Here is a 13,318-nt window from a genome sequence, read left to right as displayed (position 1 = left end):
ACCCCGCGCCCTCCACCCGCCCGCCCCGGCTACCCTCGCCGCATGGGCGGTGTGCGGGCGGTCGGGGTGGTGACCAGGGGGACGACGAATCCGAACCGCCTGCGCCGGATGGACCGCTGGATCGCCGCCACCCACGGCCCGCAGTTGCGCAGGGCCGCCGACCCGCTCGCCGTCGACCTCGGTTACGGCGCCGCGCCCTGGACCGCCGTCGAACTGCTGGGGCGGCTGCGCCGGGTGTGCCCCGACGCGGAGGTCGTCGGCGTCGAGATCGACCAGGACCGGGTGGCCGCCGCCCTCCCCTACGCCCGCGACGGGCTCCGCTTCGTACGCGGCGGCTTCGAGGTCCCGCTGCCCGATGGCCGCAAGCCCGCGCTGATCCGGGCGGCGAACGTCCTGCGGCAATATGCCGAGGACGAAGTCCCCGCGGTATGGCGGCGGCTGACCGCGCGGCTCGCCCCCGGCGGCCTGCTGGTCGAGGGCACCTGCGACGAGATCGGGCGGCGGCACGTGTGGGTCGCGCTCGGCCCGGAAGGCCCGCGCACGGTCACCTTCGCCACCCGGCTCGGCTCCCTGCACCGGCCCTCCGACCTGGCCGAACGCCTCCCCAAGGCGCTGATCCACCGCAATGTGCCGGGCGAGCCGGTACACGCGTTCCTGTCGGCCTTCGACCGGGCATGGGCCGCGGCGGCGCCGCTGTCGGCGCTGGGCGCGCGGCAGCGCTGGATCGCGGCGGTCCGCTCGCTGCGGGCGGACGGCTGGCCGGTGGTGGACGGCCCGGCGCGGTGGCGGCAGGGCGAGGTCACGGTGGCCTGGGAGGCGCTGGCGCCGCACTGAGGAACGGCCCGGGACCGCCGTTGAGCCGCGCTGAGGGACGCCGCGGGGCCGCCTCTGAGCCGTGATGGGACTGGCCCGTACTCCGCGCCGGCCGGCGTATTCATCACGCTTCGGCAAAGCCGGAAATGGAACCCGCACGTCCGGTGTTCCCCATGGTTGAACGCGGGGGTACGGCTGCCGGAAGGAACGAAAGGTGACCCAGTACACGTCCCGGTTCGGCGGGCTGCGCGACGCCGCCGGTGCCGCTGCCGCCGCGTATCGGCCGCACCGGAGGTGGGGGAGCGGGCGGCGGGTGCGCAAGGTCGCGATGCTGAGCGTCCACACCTCGCCGCTGCACCAGCCGGGTACCGGCGACGCGGGCGGCATGAACGTCTACATCGTCGAGCTGGCCAAGCGGCTGGCCGAGCGCGACATCGAGGTCGAGATCTTCACCCGGTCCACCACCGGCGCCCGCCGGCCCTGCGTGGAGCTGGCGCCCGGCGTCCTGGTGCGGCATGTGGACGCGGGACCGTACGAGGGTCTGGCCAAGGAGGAACTGCCCGCGCAGCTGTGCGCGTTCACCCACGGCCTGATGCGTGCCTGGGCCGGGCACCGCCCCGGTTACTACGACCTGGTCCACTCGCACTACTGGCTGTCGGGCCACGTCGGCTGGCTGGCCGCCGAGCGCTGGGGTGTACCGCTCGTGCACGCCATGCACACCATGGCCAAGGTCAAGAACGCCGCGCTCGCCGAGAACGACGACCCCGAGCCCGTCGCCCGCGTCATCGGCGAGACCCAGGTGGTGGCCGCGGCCGACCGGCTGATCGCCAACACCGACGAGGAGGCCGGCGAGCTGGTACGCCACTACTGCGCCGCCCCCGGCAAGGTCGCCGTCGTCCACCCCGGCGTCAACCTCGAACGCTTCCGGCCCGGCCGGGGGCGCGCCGCCGCCCGCGCCCGGCTCGGCCTGCCGCAGGACGCGCTGATCCCGCTCTTCGCCGGCCGGATACAGCCGCTCAAGGCGCCCGACGTGCTGCTCCGGGCGGTCGCGGTGCTGCTGGAGGAGGACCCGGCCCTGCGCGAGCGGCTGGTCGTGCCGGTGGTGGGCGGCCCGAGCGGTACGGGTCTGGCCAAGCCGGAGGCGCTGCACAAGCTGGCCGCCAGGCTCGGCGTCTCCGACGTCGTACGCTTCCAGCCGCCGGTGGACCAGGAGCGGCTCGCCGACTGGTACCGGGCGGCGACCGTCCTGGTGATGCCGTCGTACAGCGAGTCCTTCGGCCTGGTCGCCATCGAGGCGCAGGCCTGCGGCACCCCGGTCGTGGCGGCGGCGGTCGGCGGACTGCCGGTCGCGGTGCGCGACGAGCGCACCGGCTTCCTGGTGCCCGGGCACGACCCGCGCGACTACGCCCGGATGCTGCGCCGCTTCGTGGACCACCCGCAGCTGGGCACCACCCTGGGCGAGGCGGCGGCCGTGCACGCGCGCGGCTTCGGCTGGGACGCGTCGGCCGCCGACACCGCCGACGTGTACGCGGCAGCGCAGTCCGAGCACCGCCGTCGCCTACGATCGGCGCATGGCTGAGGCGGAGCACGAGAGCCCCGAGCGGGCGGCGGACGCGGAACCCGAGCCCGGGACGGTGGCCGCCGCCGGGCGGGTCGTGGAGCAGGCGCTGCGCGAGGCGGACCTGCCGTGGGAATCGCCGCGGCCGGGCACGTACGTCACCCAACTGCCCGGCACGCGCAAGCTGTCCACCACCTGCCAGCTGATCGTCGGCCGCCACACCCTGTCGCTGAACGCCTTCGTCGTCCGCCGCCCCGACGAGAACCACGAGGCCTTCTACCGCTGGCTGCTGGAGCGCAACCTGCGCCTCTACGGTGTCGCGTACGCCGTCGACCGCCTCGGGGACGTCTACCTCAGCGGCCGTCTCCCGCTGGCCGCGGTCACCGCGGAGGAGGTCGACCGGCTGCTCGGCGCGGTCGTGGAGAACGCCGACGGGTCCTTCAACGTCCTGCTGGAGCTGGGGTTCGCCGCCGCGATCCGCAAAGAGTACGCGTGGCGGGTGTCGCGCGGCGAGTCCACCCGGAACCTGGACGCGTTCGCGCACCTGACCGGCGAGGACGACTGACGAAACCGTTTACCCCCGTCCTGGGTCGCCCGACGCGATCCGCGCCTCGGCCTGGCCCTTCGAGGGCTGGACCGGCGACAGCCGCGACGAATCCACCGAGCTGGCCCGTATCACCGCCGGGACCCCGCAGGGCGGCCGCAGCGTCACCGTCGACGCCCCGTCCCGGCTGCGGCGCGGCGACCGCGTACCCGTGCAGTACGCCGACGACCCCGGGCGCGGGCTGCTCGCGCACATGGCGGGCGACGTCGAGGGCGCGGCCGCGTACGACCGGTCGGACCGCGCCGCTGCGCGAGCGGCAGGGTGATCCGGGCTGGGCATCGCACCGGGGCCCGCAGAGGCTCCGCCTATAGTGATCATTCGTTCGAACGGCAAGGGGGAGCATGATCGACGTCGACGGGTATCTGGCTGTGCTGGGGGTGGCTCGACCGACGGCTCCGACCGCCGAGGCGTTGTGGGCACTGCACCGTGCGCAGGTGGAACGGGTCGCCTACGAGACCCTCGACAATCAGCTCGAACGCCCGAGGGGCATCAGCGCCGAGGAATCCGTGGCCCGGATCCTGCGTGGGCGTGGCGGCTACTGCTTCCACCTCAACGGGGCCTTCGCCTCGCTGCTGACGGCCCTCGGCTACGACGTGACCCTGCACCGGGCCGGAGTGCAGGACGAGGTTGAGGACCCTGCGGGCCCGGGCGGTGACCATCTCGCGCTCACCGTGGCGCTCGACGGCGAGCGGTGGCTGGTCGACACAGGGCTCGCCGGCGGCATGTACGAGCCGCTGCCGCTGCGCGAAGGGACCTACACCCAGGGATCGTTCACCTATGCCATGGCCCCGTCGGCGGTGGTTCCCGGCGGCTGGCGGTTCGCCCACGACCCCCGTGGCGCCTTCACGGCGATGGTCTTCGCGCCCGAGCCCGTGGCGCTGTCCTCCTTCGCCGCGGAGCACCACCGCCTGTCCTCCTCCCCCGAGTCCGGATTCGTCAGGGTTCTCCAGGTCCAGCTCCGCGACGCCAAGGGCGTGGACATGCTGCGCGGCTGCGTGCTGCGCCGGATCGACGCCGAAGGCACGCACGAGCGGATCATCGACGCGGCCGCCGAGTGGTACGACGTACTGGCCGACGTGTTCCATCTGAACCTGGCCGATGTCGACGCCTCCGCGCGGACCCGGCTGTGGCACCGCGTCCGCGCCGAGCACCGGGAGTGGGAGGCTGCGAGACAGCGCGTGGCCACGCTCTGACGGCAGGTTCGTGACGAGCGGGACGACCCATGGAATCCTGGGGCTTCAGCCCTGCGAGGTCGGTTTCCAGTGGAGTGCGCACGCGTCCCGGCCGCCTCCGCCGCCGGTGCGGGAGGCCGGGCGTCGGGTGCGGTACGGGAGCCGGGGCACCGCCGACGTCGACAACGGCTTCCTGATGGTCGCCGCAAAGGCCACCACCTTCCGCCGCACCCGGGTCTCGGGCCGCGGCAGCCACCACCCGTATGCGTCCGCACCGACACCGTCGACGACGTGGCGCCGCGCAGCGCGACCGCCGCCATCTCGGCGGTCACCCCGTCCGGCCAGACCGACGTCCCCGACTGCACCGGCCCCCTCGACTCCCGCCTGGAGTCCTACGGCACCCCGCGTCCCGCCCTCAAACCTCTACGAGGCCCAGCGCCGCCTGCTGCCCTGAGCCCGCGACCTCACCCCACCGGCAGATCGCGCCCGGCTTCCCGCGGTACGACCGGCCGCCGCGGGGCGGTACGGGGCCGGAGCAGCACGTAGTAGCCGGCGCCGGCCAGCGTGCCGAGGGCGGCGCAGCCGAGCCAGACCGCGTCGCGGCCCAGGTACTGGAGGGTCACGCCGCCGGCCAGCGGCCCGGCGAAGGCGGCGGCTGCCCAGGAGAGGGTGAACATGCCCTGATAGCGCCCGCGGGCGTGCGGCGGGGCGAGGTCGGCGACGACCGACATCGAGGCGGGGGCGTGGACGATCTCGCCGAGCGTCCAGACGACGACGGTCAGCGCGTAGACGGCGACCGAGGTGGCGAAGACGGTCAGGCCGAAACCCCAGGCCAGCACGAAGGAGCCGGCGGCGAGCAGGGCGGCGCTGCCGCGGGCGCGCAGGGCGCGGGTGACGGGGATCTGGAGCAGCACGATCACCACGCCGTTGACGGCGGCGACCAGGCCGAACTGGCGGGCACTCAGGCCGTGCTGCCCCATGTCGACGGCGAGGGTGGAGCTGGCCTGCTGCATCACCGAGCCGAGCAGGAAGGTCAGGCCGACCAGGGCCATGAAGCGGCGGTCCCGCATGACGTCGACGAGGGTGGTCTCGGTCTTCCTCGCGCGGGCGGCGGCTTCTGTGCGTGCGGCGGCGGGGTGCGCGGGGGCTGCGGCGTGCGGGGCCGGGTGCTTCGCGGCAGGGGCGGGCGGCAGGGTCTCCTCGGCCTTGACGTAGACCACGAGCGCGCACAGCACGGTGGTGAAGGCGTCGCCGAGGAAGAGCCACAGATAGCCCTCGGCGGCGATGAAGCCGGCGGCGGCGGCCGAGACGCCGAAGCCGATGTTGATCGCCCAGTAGTTGAGGGAGAAGGCCCGCACCCGGTCCGCGGCCGGCACCAGGTCGGCGATCATCGCGGACAGCGCGGGCCGGGACGCATTGCCGGTCAGGCCGACCAGCGCGGCGACGGCGGCGATGGCGACCGGCCCTGTGACGAAGCCGAGCACCGCCGTGGTGGCGGCGGCGCCGAGCTGCGAGGCGAGCAGCGTCGTACGGCGGCCGACCCGGTCGGCGAGCACCCCGCCGAGGACCGCGCCCGCGGCGCCGCCGAGCCCGAACAGGGCGGCTACCAGGCCGGCGTAGGCGGCGGAGTAGCCGCGCTGGACGGTGAGGTAGAGCGCGAGGAAGGTGACGACGAAGCCGCCGAGCCGGTTGACCAGGGTGCTCGTCCACAGCCACCAGAACTGCCGGGGCAGACCGCCGGCCGTCTCGCGTACCGCTCGGCTGATGGCCGCCACCGGTTCTCCCTCGGTCCGCTCATTGAGAAGCACCCCTTCGGTAAGAGGTGCTGGTGCTCAGCGCATGTTACCGAGGCCGGTCACGAGGTGCCACGCCATTTCGATTAGGCTCGGAGGCATGGCTGCTGCTGCGTACAAGCTGATCCTGCTCCGCCACGGCGAGAGCGAGTGGAACGCGAAGAACCTGTTCACCGGCTGGGTGGACGTGAATCTCAACGACAAGGGCGAGAAGGAGGCGGTGCGCGGCGGCGAGCTGCTCAAGGACGCCGGGCTGCTCCCCGACGTGGTGCACACCTCGCTCCAGAAGCGCGCGATCCGCACGGCCCAGCTCGCGCTGGAGGCCGCGGACCGCCACTGGATCCCGGTGCACCGCAGCTGGCGGCTCAACGAGCGCCACTACGGAGCCCTCCAGGGCAAGGACAAGGCGCAGACCCTCGCCGAATTCGGCGAGGAGCAGTTCATGCTGTGGCGCCGCTCCTACGACACCCCGCCGCCCCCGCTGGAGGACGGCGCCGAATACTCGCAGAGCGACGACCCGCGGTACGCGACGATCCCGCCGGAGCTGCGGCCGCGCACCGAATGCCTCAAGGACGTCGTGGACCGGATGCTGCCGTACTGGTACGACGGCATCGTCCCCGACCTGCTGACCGGCCGCACCGTCCTGGTCGCCGCCCACGGCAATTCGCTGCGCGCCCTGGTCAAGCACCTCGACGGCATCTCCGACGCCGACATCGCCGGCCTGAACATCCCCACCGGCATCCCCCTTGCCTACGACCTCGACGCCGACTTCCACCCCCTGACCCCCGGCGGCCACTACCTCGACCCGGACGCTGCCGCTGCGGCAATCGAGGCCGTCAAGAACCAGGGCAAGAAGTAGGACTTCTCCGCCGACGCGCCCCCGACCTGCGGATTCCTCCGCGGGGAGGGGGCGTTTTGCTGCACTGGGCCGTGCTGGGGCCGTGGCGCCGCGTGGTGCATACGCGGCGCGGAGGTGATGAGGCCACCAGTGCTGGACAGCACCCAAGCCCGCCCGCGACCCAAGTGGTTCTAGACTCAGTCCCGCAGCAGCACTCCTTCAACTCCTCGCAGACGAAGCCGGGTTCGCAGTCTCCAACCCGACAGGCGGGTTGGTGCGAGAGAAGGAGGTGGGGATGAGTCCCAAGCCGGACAAGCCCCGCAGAGCATGGACCGGTGCCGAGACATGGCAGGTCTGGCTGGCGGGGGCAAGTCTGCTCGTGACCGTCGTCACTAGCTGGGTGCAGGCCGTTCGATGAGCGATCTGCACGCGAGAACGGTCGGGACCGGGACGGGCGCAAGCAACGAGCCCGGTCTGTTGGAGAGCGACCGGGCTCGTTAGCTGTGCGAAGGGCCTGGCTCTGGCAGCATCCGGAACCCGGTCCTTTGTGCTTCGGCGATGGCTACGGTCGGACTACGGTGTAGCTACACCTGCAGCACACCTTACGTCGGCTGACGTAGACAATTCCAGTGCACTGAATGTGGTCAGGACGTGCCTGTTCTACTCGGCCCGGGGGTACATGGCGGCCACTGCCTTCCGGGTTCGTTCCTGGCTCGTCGGCATGAGGTGCGCATACACCCGAAGGGTCAGGCCAGGGTCCGAGTGGCCCAGGTACTCGGCCAGCGCCTTCACGCTCTCGCCTGCGTCCAGGAGAACCGAGGCGTAGAAGTGCCGCAGCGCATGCATGCCGTGCTCGCGGGCGGAGGCGTACTCCGCACCCTTCTCCCGCGCCGGGATGACGCCAGCCGCAGCAAGCGCCGGCTTCCACGCATCCGGGTTGAACGAGCTGCGCCAGACGTGCCCGCCCATCGGCCCCGTGAAGACGAGCTTCCTGGTCACCAGCGGCCCGCCCGCCACCTTCCACGGTAGCGTGATCTCCACCGGCGGGAACCGCTTCATGTGCGCGCGTAAGGCGTCAGCCACGGGGCCGGGCAGCGGCACGTCTCGAAGCTTGCCCCCCTTCGGCGGGGCGAACACGGCCTTGCTCCGGCTGAGCTTGAGCTGCTGAACCACGTGCACCGTGTCCGCATCGAAGTCGATTGCATCCACAGCGATCCCCAGAATCTCGCCTTGTCGAAGCCCGCACCCCGCGCCCAGGTCCACGGTCGCCTGATATCGCTCCGGCAGAGCAGCCCGTACAGCGAAGACCCGTTCGGCCGTCCACGGCGTGACGCGCTTCACCTCGACAACCGGAGCCTTCACCGACCGTGCCGCGCACGGATTCTTGGGGAGGTGCCCGTCGTCCACGGCCGCACTGAGCACGCTGCGAACGTTGGAGTAGATCACTCGCGCGTATGATCCGGTGACGCCGGCGGCGGCGAGTTCGCCCACCCAGTCCCGGATGTGCGCAGGCTGGAACGACCCGAGCGGCCGAGACCCGATGTACGGGAAGGCGTGCAACCGGAGCTGGCTCTCCATGGAGAAGCCGGTGTTCGGATCGGCCCCGTGGTTCTTGAGCCAGCGCTCCGCGTACTGCCGGAAGGTCACCCGGCTCGCCTTGGGGTCGACGTACTGGCCGCGTTCCATGTCGGCCTTGGTCTGAGCCAGCCACGCTTCCGCCAGCCGCCGCTGCCGGTCGGGGAAGCTCTTGCTCTTCTCCGTCCCGTCCGGACCGACGTACCGGGCGCGGTAGCGCAGCCCCGAGCCGTAGCGCTCCGTCTTCACCTTCCGGCTCTTGCCGTCCGGCCCGACCTCAGCCCGGTACCAGCGGTCCTGGATGTGCCCGGCCATCAGGCGGCCACCGCCCCACGCTGGCAGTCCACCCAGGCCCGCACGTCGACCGGGTCGAAGCGCAGGTGTCGGCCGACGCGGAAGCCGCGGGGACCGGTCCGTTTGCGGCGCCACTGGTAGACCGTTTCGACGCTGGGCAGCTCGAACATCTCCACCAGGTCCTCGGGCGTGAGGTACCGAGTGGGAAGGGCACGCGGTTCGTCGACCGCCGCAGCCGGGCTCCGGCGTCGCTCAACCATGGGTGGGTTCTCCTTCCGTTCCGGGGGCGGATTCGAGCGATGCGGTGAGCCAGGCTTCGGCGGGGGAGAGACCGGTGCCGGCGAAGACCCAGTGGGAGAGGACGTACGTCGTCTCGTCCGGGGCCTGCGGAGCCTGAGCGCGGCGGTACTCGGCACGGGCGTCGCGGAGGGCGCCGAGGGTGGTGGAGTAGCGGCGGGTCTTGGTGGAGAAGTGGCCGCGGAATCCGAGCATGTGAGCCCACGCGCGCAGGCGGAGATGTTCCAGGTCCTTGCGGGCGCCGAGCGTCCAGGCGGTACGGATCATGCGTTCGGCGTGGCTGGAGAGCTGCACCTGAGCGAGTTCGGCCAGGAAGCGGAGCGGACGGTCGAGGGTGCCGGTGGCCGTCTCCGCGCCCTTGGTCGCGTACTTGGCGATGTACGCCGCCACCGCCCGGTCAGTGAGGTCCGTGTCGCGGCAGTCGTTGCTGTGGATGCTGCGTACGTCGAGTTGACGGCCGAAGGCGAAGGTGTGGGTGTGGCCGTGGATGACCGGTCCGGCGACCTGGGCAGTCGAGGTGGCCGCGCGGATGGCGTCGGTGAGTAGGTCGGTGGTGGCCCAGGCGGGTGGCGGGGTGCTGCCGCCTTCGGGGCCGTCGAGGCGGATGACGGCGTGGAAGTGGACGGCGCCGCGTCGTTGGTACTCGGCGACTTTGGCGAAGGAGACGCGGGCGTACTGGCGGAAGGCGCGTTGGCTGAGCCCGGCTCGCTTGGCGATCTCGCGGCGCAGGTAGATGGAGAAGCGGCGCCATAGGGCTCCGGCGTGTGCGTTCCACAGGACGGCCGCTTCGTAGTCGTACGCGTCCGGGTCGAGTGGGGTGCCGAGTTCGGGGGCGTCGGCGGGGTGGGCGGTGCCGCAGCGGCAGCGGCCGGAGTCGGGGCGGTTGTGGACGGGGCCGAAGCCGGGTGCGGTGAAGGTGGCGAAAACGCGGGGGTGGTGGGCGACGTCCTCCGGGGTGCCCTTGCCGCCGCGGAGTCCTGCGGTGATCAGGTGGAAGGTGTCGCGGCGGTAGGTCTCGGCGCAGGCCGGGCAGCGGGTCGTACGGCGGTTGTTACACCGTACGAGCAGGTGACCGGCGGCCATGCTCTCCGAAGTCAGACGGCTCAGGACGGCGCCGATCTCGCCGGTAGTGGTGTCGAGGGCGTATTCGGTGCGGTGGCCGTCGAGGCGGATCGGGTGGGTGCAGCCGCCGAGGCCGGAGAGCTGGCGGACGAGTCCGGGCAGGGTGCCGAAAGCGGCCAGGGTGCCGAGTTCGGGCAGCGGGGGCGGGGTGGCGCGGGTGATGATGGGTCTCCTTCACGGGCTGCGGTTCGTGGAGTTGGGCTGCCGGGGCGGCGGATGCTTGGCGGTATCGGTGCCGCCCCGGCAGTTCGGTGGAAGCGGTCAGCGCTGACGCGGAGGCGTGAGCAGCGAGCGCACGACCACGGCGACGACGGCGACCGAGACGGCCGCGACGGTGACGGCGACCAGGAGCGCGGTCAAGACGACGCCGACCGTGACGAGGGCGGCCACGGCACCGGCGATCACGCCGGCGGTGGGGGCGGTTCGGCGCGCGGGAGCGGTCGGTTGGCAGTGGCAGGCGGGAGCGTGCTGAGCGGGGACGATCGGCGGGGCGGCGTACGGCGACGGAATGGCCGGGGCCTGTGGGTATTGGGGAGTCAGAGACACGGCGGACCTCTCTTGGCTACTCGTCTAGGTGTGTGTGCCGTTGACGATCTCGACACCGTTGCGCGTGCTGTCGTCGATGGCGGCCGCGAGGAAGGTGTGGGCGAGGTAGAAGCCGAACAGGGCGATGACGACGGCGACCCAGAGGCGGATGCCGAGGAACTTGATCGCGGCCCAGGCGATGATGCCGAGGACGGCGACCAGGGGCAGGCTGACGGTCACGGGCGGAGGGTTCCTTTCATCGGGCGGGGCATTGGTGGGTGCGGGCGGCAAGTTCGGCGGCGGCCTGGGAGTCGTAGTCGGCGGAGAAGCCGCAGCGCGGGGCGGTGCAGGCGGCGGTGTGCTTCTCGCGGCCCCGCCGGTCGTAGGCGGTGCCGACCTGGACGGGACCGATGCGGACTACGCGGCGGAAGCGGCGGTTGACCATAGGGGTTCCCCTTCACAGCTGGGCGGCGATGGCTTCGGCGAGCGGTGCGGTGACGCCGAGGCGGGCGCGGAGGGTCGGAGTGTCGATGGCTTGGCCGGTACGGGTGCGGTGGTCGGCCGCGACTTTGCGGGCGTGTGCGACGAGGGCCGCCGGCACGGCGGGGGTGGGTGGCGCGGGAGCCAGCTCGGTAGTGGTCGGTTCTGGAGAACGCGTCGAATCCTGAGGTGGCGGACTGTGGGCGAGCAGTGTCCCGCCGAGGAAGGCGACGGCAGGCCAACCGGCGACGAGGATGCGTAGCCATGCGGGTACGGCGTGGACGTCGAGCAGCCCGGCCGTGGCGATGTTGGCGCCGAGGGACGCGGCTAGCGAGATGGCGAACCAGCACCAGGCCGCGCCCTTGGTCGTGCCGGACCGGAGCCGCCGCCAGGCCGCGACCAACAGCAGGTCGACGGAAATGGGATAGGCCCAGGCTTTCCAGCCGTGTTGTCCGGCCGCGTTGGCGATGTCGTGGAGGTGGGCGAAGGACAACGCGGCGGCGATGGCTGCTTGGACGAGCACCGCGTCGACACGGACCAGGCGAGCTCGCATGACGTTCTGGTCCTTTCTGTCTGGCCTCAGCCGTTGGCCTTGAGTTCGTTCGCTCGGGTGCGGGCAAGGGCGGCGACCTCTGCCGCTTCTGCGTCGCCGGGCATGTCGGCGGCGATGCGTTCCAGCAGCTCGGCCTTGCGCGCCATCAGTTCGGCGTAATCGCCGTCGTCAGAGGTGCGGAATGCGGCGAGGTCGGTGAGGAAGTCGGACAGATCATTGGGCGAGGGACGAGACATGTACTGGCCTGCCTTTCGGTTTCGGACATGGCGGGGTAGGGACGTGGCGCGAGGTGGTCGCGCCGATCAAGGGAGGACGCGGCTCAGTCGGTCACCGGTGACGGCTTGATCAGAGGCGCCGGAAATGCCGGAGGCGCGGGAACGGCGGGCCGGAAGGGCTCCAGCGCGGGCAGGTCCGGTACGAGGTGTGCGGACGCGTCGCAAATGGCCGCGGCGTCGGAGAGGGAGAGGTACGGCGTGCGGATGCGGGACCACCCGCCGGAGGTGTCCCCGGCGACGGCGAGGCCCGGCCGTTCGGGTGGGATGGCGCAGGCGGCGCCCACGGCTTCGGGGGCGATGTCGCCGAGCGCCATTTTGGCGGAGGCTTCGTCGTTGACTCGGTGGCAGACGCGGCCGGTGAGTTGGGCGCGGAGCATGGTCGCGCCTTTGCCGAGTTCGGCGCCGAAGCGCTGGCCGCAGACTTCGAGGTAGATGCCGGCGGCGCGGCCGAGTTGGGCGAGGCGGATGAGGTGGGTGACCATCTCGTCACGCAGTTCCTCGTCCTTCTTGGTGGCGACGAGGAAGAGTTCGGCGACCTCGTCCACGAACAGCACCATTGGTACCGGGCGTTGCGACTCGGGCAGGCCCCAAATGTCGGAGGTGATCTCCTCGTTCGCGGTGGCGGGGGCGATGCCCTGCCGGGCCTTGATCAGGTCGTAGCGGTTCTCCATCTCCTGTACGAGTACTGGCAGCAGCTCGGCCGCCTGCTCGGGGTTGGTGGCCAGAGCGGACAGCCGGGTCGCGAACGGGGCCAGTTCCACGCCCCGCTTGCAGTCGATCCCGACCAGCGCGACGGGTTGGGCGGCGAGTCCGGCGATCAGGTGGCGCAGGTACATGGACTTGCCCGAGAGGGTGGCGCCGAGCGTGAGTTGGTGGGGTATCGCGAGGTAGTCCCGTACGAATGCGGTTGCGTCCTCCCGCAGCGCCACTGGGACCTTGAGGAAGCCGCCGGAAGCCTTGCGGGGCATGCGGACCTTGCGCAGGACGTCGAAGCCGACGAGCCGCAGTTCGACCACGCCGGGCTTGACGTCGGTGACGTATACGGCGTGAACGCCCCATGCGTGCCGGAGCCGTTCGGCCGAGGCGGCGACGTCGGCCGGCTCCTGGCCGGGTGCGAGCCGCAGCCGTATCCGCAGTCCCGTTGAGGTGGGGCGGATGATGCCCCGCCGGGGAGGGACCGGCCGCACCTCCCGTCGAGTTGTCGCCCGCACCGCCAGCGCCCGTAAGCGCGACGGGGCGACGGTCAGTCCGCAGGCGTCCATGACGGACGTGTATGAGCCGAGCAGGCGGGCGGTCGAGAGTGGCAGGCCGACCATGGACCAGTACGCGGCTGGTTGCTCGGCCCGGAGGTAGGCAGCGCCACCGCCGACCGCGGCGAGTGGGCCACCCACCTCCATCAACGTCGTCAGGTCCGGCATC

At 71.9% G+C, this 13,318-nt stretch carries 15 protein-coding genes and 1 pseudogene; 6 read left to right on the top strand and 10 right to left on the bottom strand.

Features of this window, described 5'->3' with window-relative positions:
• Window positions 1-42: 42 nt before the first annotated feature.
• From V7E46_RS13805 to V7E46_RS13785, 5 genes and pseudogenes are all read left to right on the top strand, one after another.
• A complete protein-coding gene (locus V7E46_RS13805; RefSeq protein WP_333768689.1) occupies window positions 43-834 on the top strand; it encodes a class I SAM-dependent methyltransferase in 792 nt (263 codons plus the stop codon).
• Between the two features lie 193 nt (window positions 835-1,027).
• On the top strand, window positions 1,028-2,392 hold the full coding sequence (gene mshA, locus V7E46_RS13800) for a D-inositol-3-phosphate glycosyltransferase (RefSeq protein ID WP_443054149.1): 1,365 nt from the start codon (window positions 1,028-1,030) through the stop codon (window positions 2,390-2,392).
• Window positions 2,385-2,936, top strand: coding sequence for a YbjN domain-containing protein (locus tag V7E46_RS13795; RefSeq protein ID WP_333768684.1), 552 nt, complete (start codon window positions 2,385-2,387; stop codon window positions 2,934-2,936). Before mshA ends, V7E46_RS13795 begins: the two co-directional genes overlap by 8 nt.
• Before the next feature lie 380 nt (window positions 2,937-3,316).
• Window positions 3,317-4,168: an arylamine N-acetyltransferase family protein gene (locus tag V7E46_RS13790; RefSeq protein WP_333768683.1), complete on the top strand. Its 852-nt coding sequence runs from the start codon at window positions 3,317-3,319 to the stop codon at window positions 4,166-4,168.
• Window positions 4,169-4,325: 157 nt separating this feature from the next.
• Window positions 4,326-4,601 (top strand): annotated as a pseudogene (locus tag V7E46_RS13785) (hypothetical protein); the annotation flags it as partial.
• A gap of 10 nt (window positions 4,602-4,611) precedes the next feature.
• On the opposite strand, the gene V7E46_RS13780 reads toward V7E46_RS13785, so the two are convergent.
• Window positions 4,612-5,922 carry an MFS transporter gene (locus V7E46_RS13780; protein ID WP_333768682.1) on the bottom strand — a complete coding sequence of 437 codons (1,311 nt, stop codon included), beginning with the start codon at window positions 5,920-5,922 and terminating at the stop codon, window positions 4,612-4,614.
• A gap of 118 nt (window positions 5,923-6,040) precedes the next feature.
• Here V7E46_RS13780 and V7E46_RS13775 point away from each other — a divergent pair, with 118 nt between their 5' ends.
• A complete protein-coding gene (locus V7E46_RS13775) occupies window positions 6,041-6,799 on the top strand; it encodes a phosphoglyceromutase (RefSeq protein ID WP_329176105.1) in 759 nt (252 codons plus the stop codon).
• Window positions 6,800-7,438: 639 nt separating this feature from the next.
• Here V7E46_RS13775 and V7E46_RS13770 read toward each other — a convergent pair.
• The 9 genes from V7E46_RS13770 to V7E46_RS13730 form a co-directional block, all read right to left on the bottom strand.
• The gene (locus V7E46_RS13770; RefSeq protein ID WP_333768681.1) at window positions 7,439-8,668 is read right to left on the bottom strand and encodes a tyrosine-type recombinase/integrase; all 1,230 of its coding nucleotides are present in this window, start codon (window positions 8,666-8,668) and stop codon (window positions 7,439-7,441) included.
• Window positions 8,668-8,907 (bottom strand): helix-turn-helix domain-containing protein, encoded by a 240-nt coding sequence (locus V7E46_RS13765; protein WP_333768680.1) that lies wholly within the window; start codon window positions 8,905-8,907, stop codon window positions 8,668-8,670. Before V7E46_RS13765 ends, V7E46_RS13770 begins: the two co-directional genes overlap by 1 nt.
• Complete coding sequence (locus tag V7E46_RS13760; RefSeq protein WP_333768687.1) at window positions 8,900-10,204, bottom strand: replication initiator; 1,305 nt, start codon at window positions 10,202-10,204, stop codon at window positions 8,900-8,902. Before V7E46_RS13760 ends, V7E46_RS13765 begins: the two co-directional genes overlap by 8 nt.
• Before the next feature lie 123 nt (window positions 10,205-10,327).
• On the bottom strand, window positions 10,328-10,456 hold the full coding sequence (locus V7E46_RS13755) for a hypothetical protein (RefSeq protein WP_333768679.1): 129 nt from the start codon (window positions 10,454-10,456) through the stop codon (window positions 10,328-10,330).
• Between the two features lie 180 nt (window positions 10,457-10,636).
• Window positions 10,637-10,831 (bottom strand): hypothetical protein, encoded by a 195-nt coding sequence (locus V7E46_RS13750; RefSeq protein ID WP_333768678.1) that lies wholly within the window; start codon window positions 10,829-10,831, stop codon window positions 10,637-10,639.
• A gap of 16 nt (window positions 10,832-10,847) precedes the next feature.
• The gene (locus V7E46_RS13745; RefSeq protein ID WP_333768677.1) at window positions 10,848-11,036 is read right to left on the bottom strand and encodes a mobile element transfer protein; all 189 of its coding nucleotides are present in this window, start codon (window positions 11,034-11,036) and stop codon (window positions 10,848-10,850) included.
• Window positions 11,037-11,048: 12 nt separating this feature from the next.
• Entirely contained in the window at window positions 11,049-11,624 is a 576-nt protein-coding gene (locus V7E46_RS13740) for a DUF2637 domain-containing protein (RefSeq protein ID WP_333768676.1), read from the bottom strand.
• A 26-nt stretch (window positions 11,625-11,650) separates the two neighbouring features.
• A complete protein-coding gene (locus V7E46_RS13735) occupies window positions 11,651-11,860 on the bottom strand; it encodes a hypothetical protein (protein WP_333768675.1) in 210 nt (69 codons plus the stop codon).
• An 83-nt stretch (window positions 11,861-11,943) separates the two neighbouring features.
• The gene (locus tag V7E46_RS13730; protein ID WP_333768686.1) at window positions 11,944-13,317 is read right to left on the bottom strand and encodes an FtsK/SpoIIIE domain-containing protein; all 1,374 of its coding nucleotides are present in this window, start codon (window positions 13,315-13,317) and stop codon (window positions 11,944-11,946) included.
• Between the last annotated feature and the right edge of the window lies 1 nt (window position 13,318).

Origin of the sequence: Streptomyces sp. IBSBF 2435 (assembly GCF_036815005.1) — a bacterium.
Lineage (GTDB): Bacteria > Actinomycetota > Actinomycetes > Streptomycetales > Streptomycetaceae > Actinacidiphila.
The sequence above is the reverse complement of the archived record's forward strand: the minus strand, read 5'-3'. Positions and strand labels throughout refer to the sequence as shown.

Bases quoted from the DNA above. Each gene is read 5' to 3' on its own strand.
- V7E46_RS13805 (WP_333768689.1), top strand. From the start codon at position 43: ATGGGCGGTGTGCGGGCGGTCGGGGTGGTGACCAGGGGGACGACGAAT.
- V7E46_RS13795 (WP_333768684.1), top strand. From the start codon at position 2,385: ATGGCTGAGGCGGAGCACGAGAGCCCCGAGCGGGCGGCGGACGCGGAA.
- V7E46_RS13790 (WP_333768683.1), top strand. From the start codon at position 3,317: ATGATCGACGTCGACGGGTATCTGGCTGTGCTGGGGGTGGCTCGACCG.
- V7E46_RS13775 (WP_329176105.1), top strand. From the start codon at position 6,041: ATGGCTGCTGCTGCGTACAAGCTGATCCTGCTCCGCCACGGCGAGAGC.
- V7E46_RS13770 (WP_333768681.1), bottom strand. From the start codon at position 8,668: ATGGCCGGGCACATCCAGGACCGCTGGTACCGGGCTGAGGTCGGGCCG.
- V7E46_RS13765 (WP_333768680.1), bottom strand. From the start codon at position 8,907: ATGGTTGAGCGACGCCGGAGCCCGGCTGCGGCGGTCGACGAACCGCGT.
- V7E46_RS13745 (WP_333768677.1), bottom strand. From the start codon at position 11,036: ATGGTCAACCGCCGCTTCCGCCGCGTAGTCCGCATCGGTCCCGTCCAG.
- V7E46_RS13740 (WP_333768676.1), bottom strand. From the start codon at position 11,624: ATGCGAGCTCGCCTGGTCCGTGTCGACGCGGTGCTCGTCCAAGCAGCC.
- V7E46_RS13735 (WP_333768675.1), bottom strand. From the start codon at position 11,860: ATGTCTCGTCCCTCGCCCAATGATCTGTCCGACTTCCTCACCGACCTC.
- V7E46_RS13730 (WP_333768686.1), bottom strand. From the start codon at position 13,317: ATGCCGGACCTGACGACGTTGATGGAGGTGGGTGGCCCACTCGCCGCG.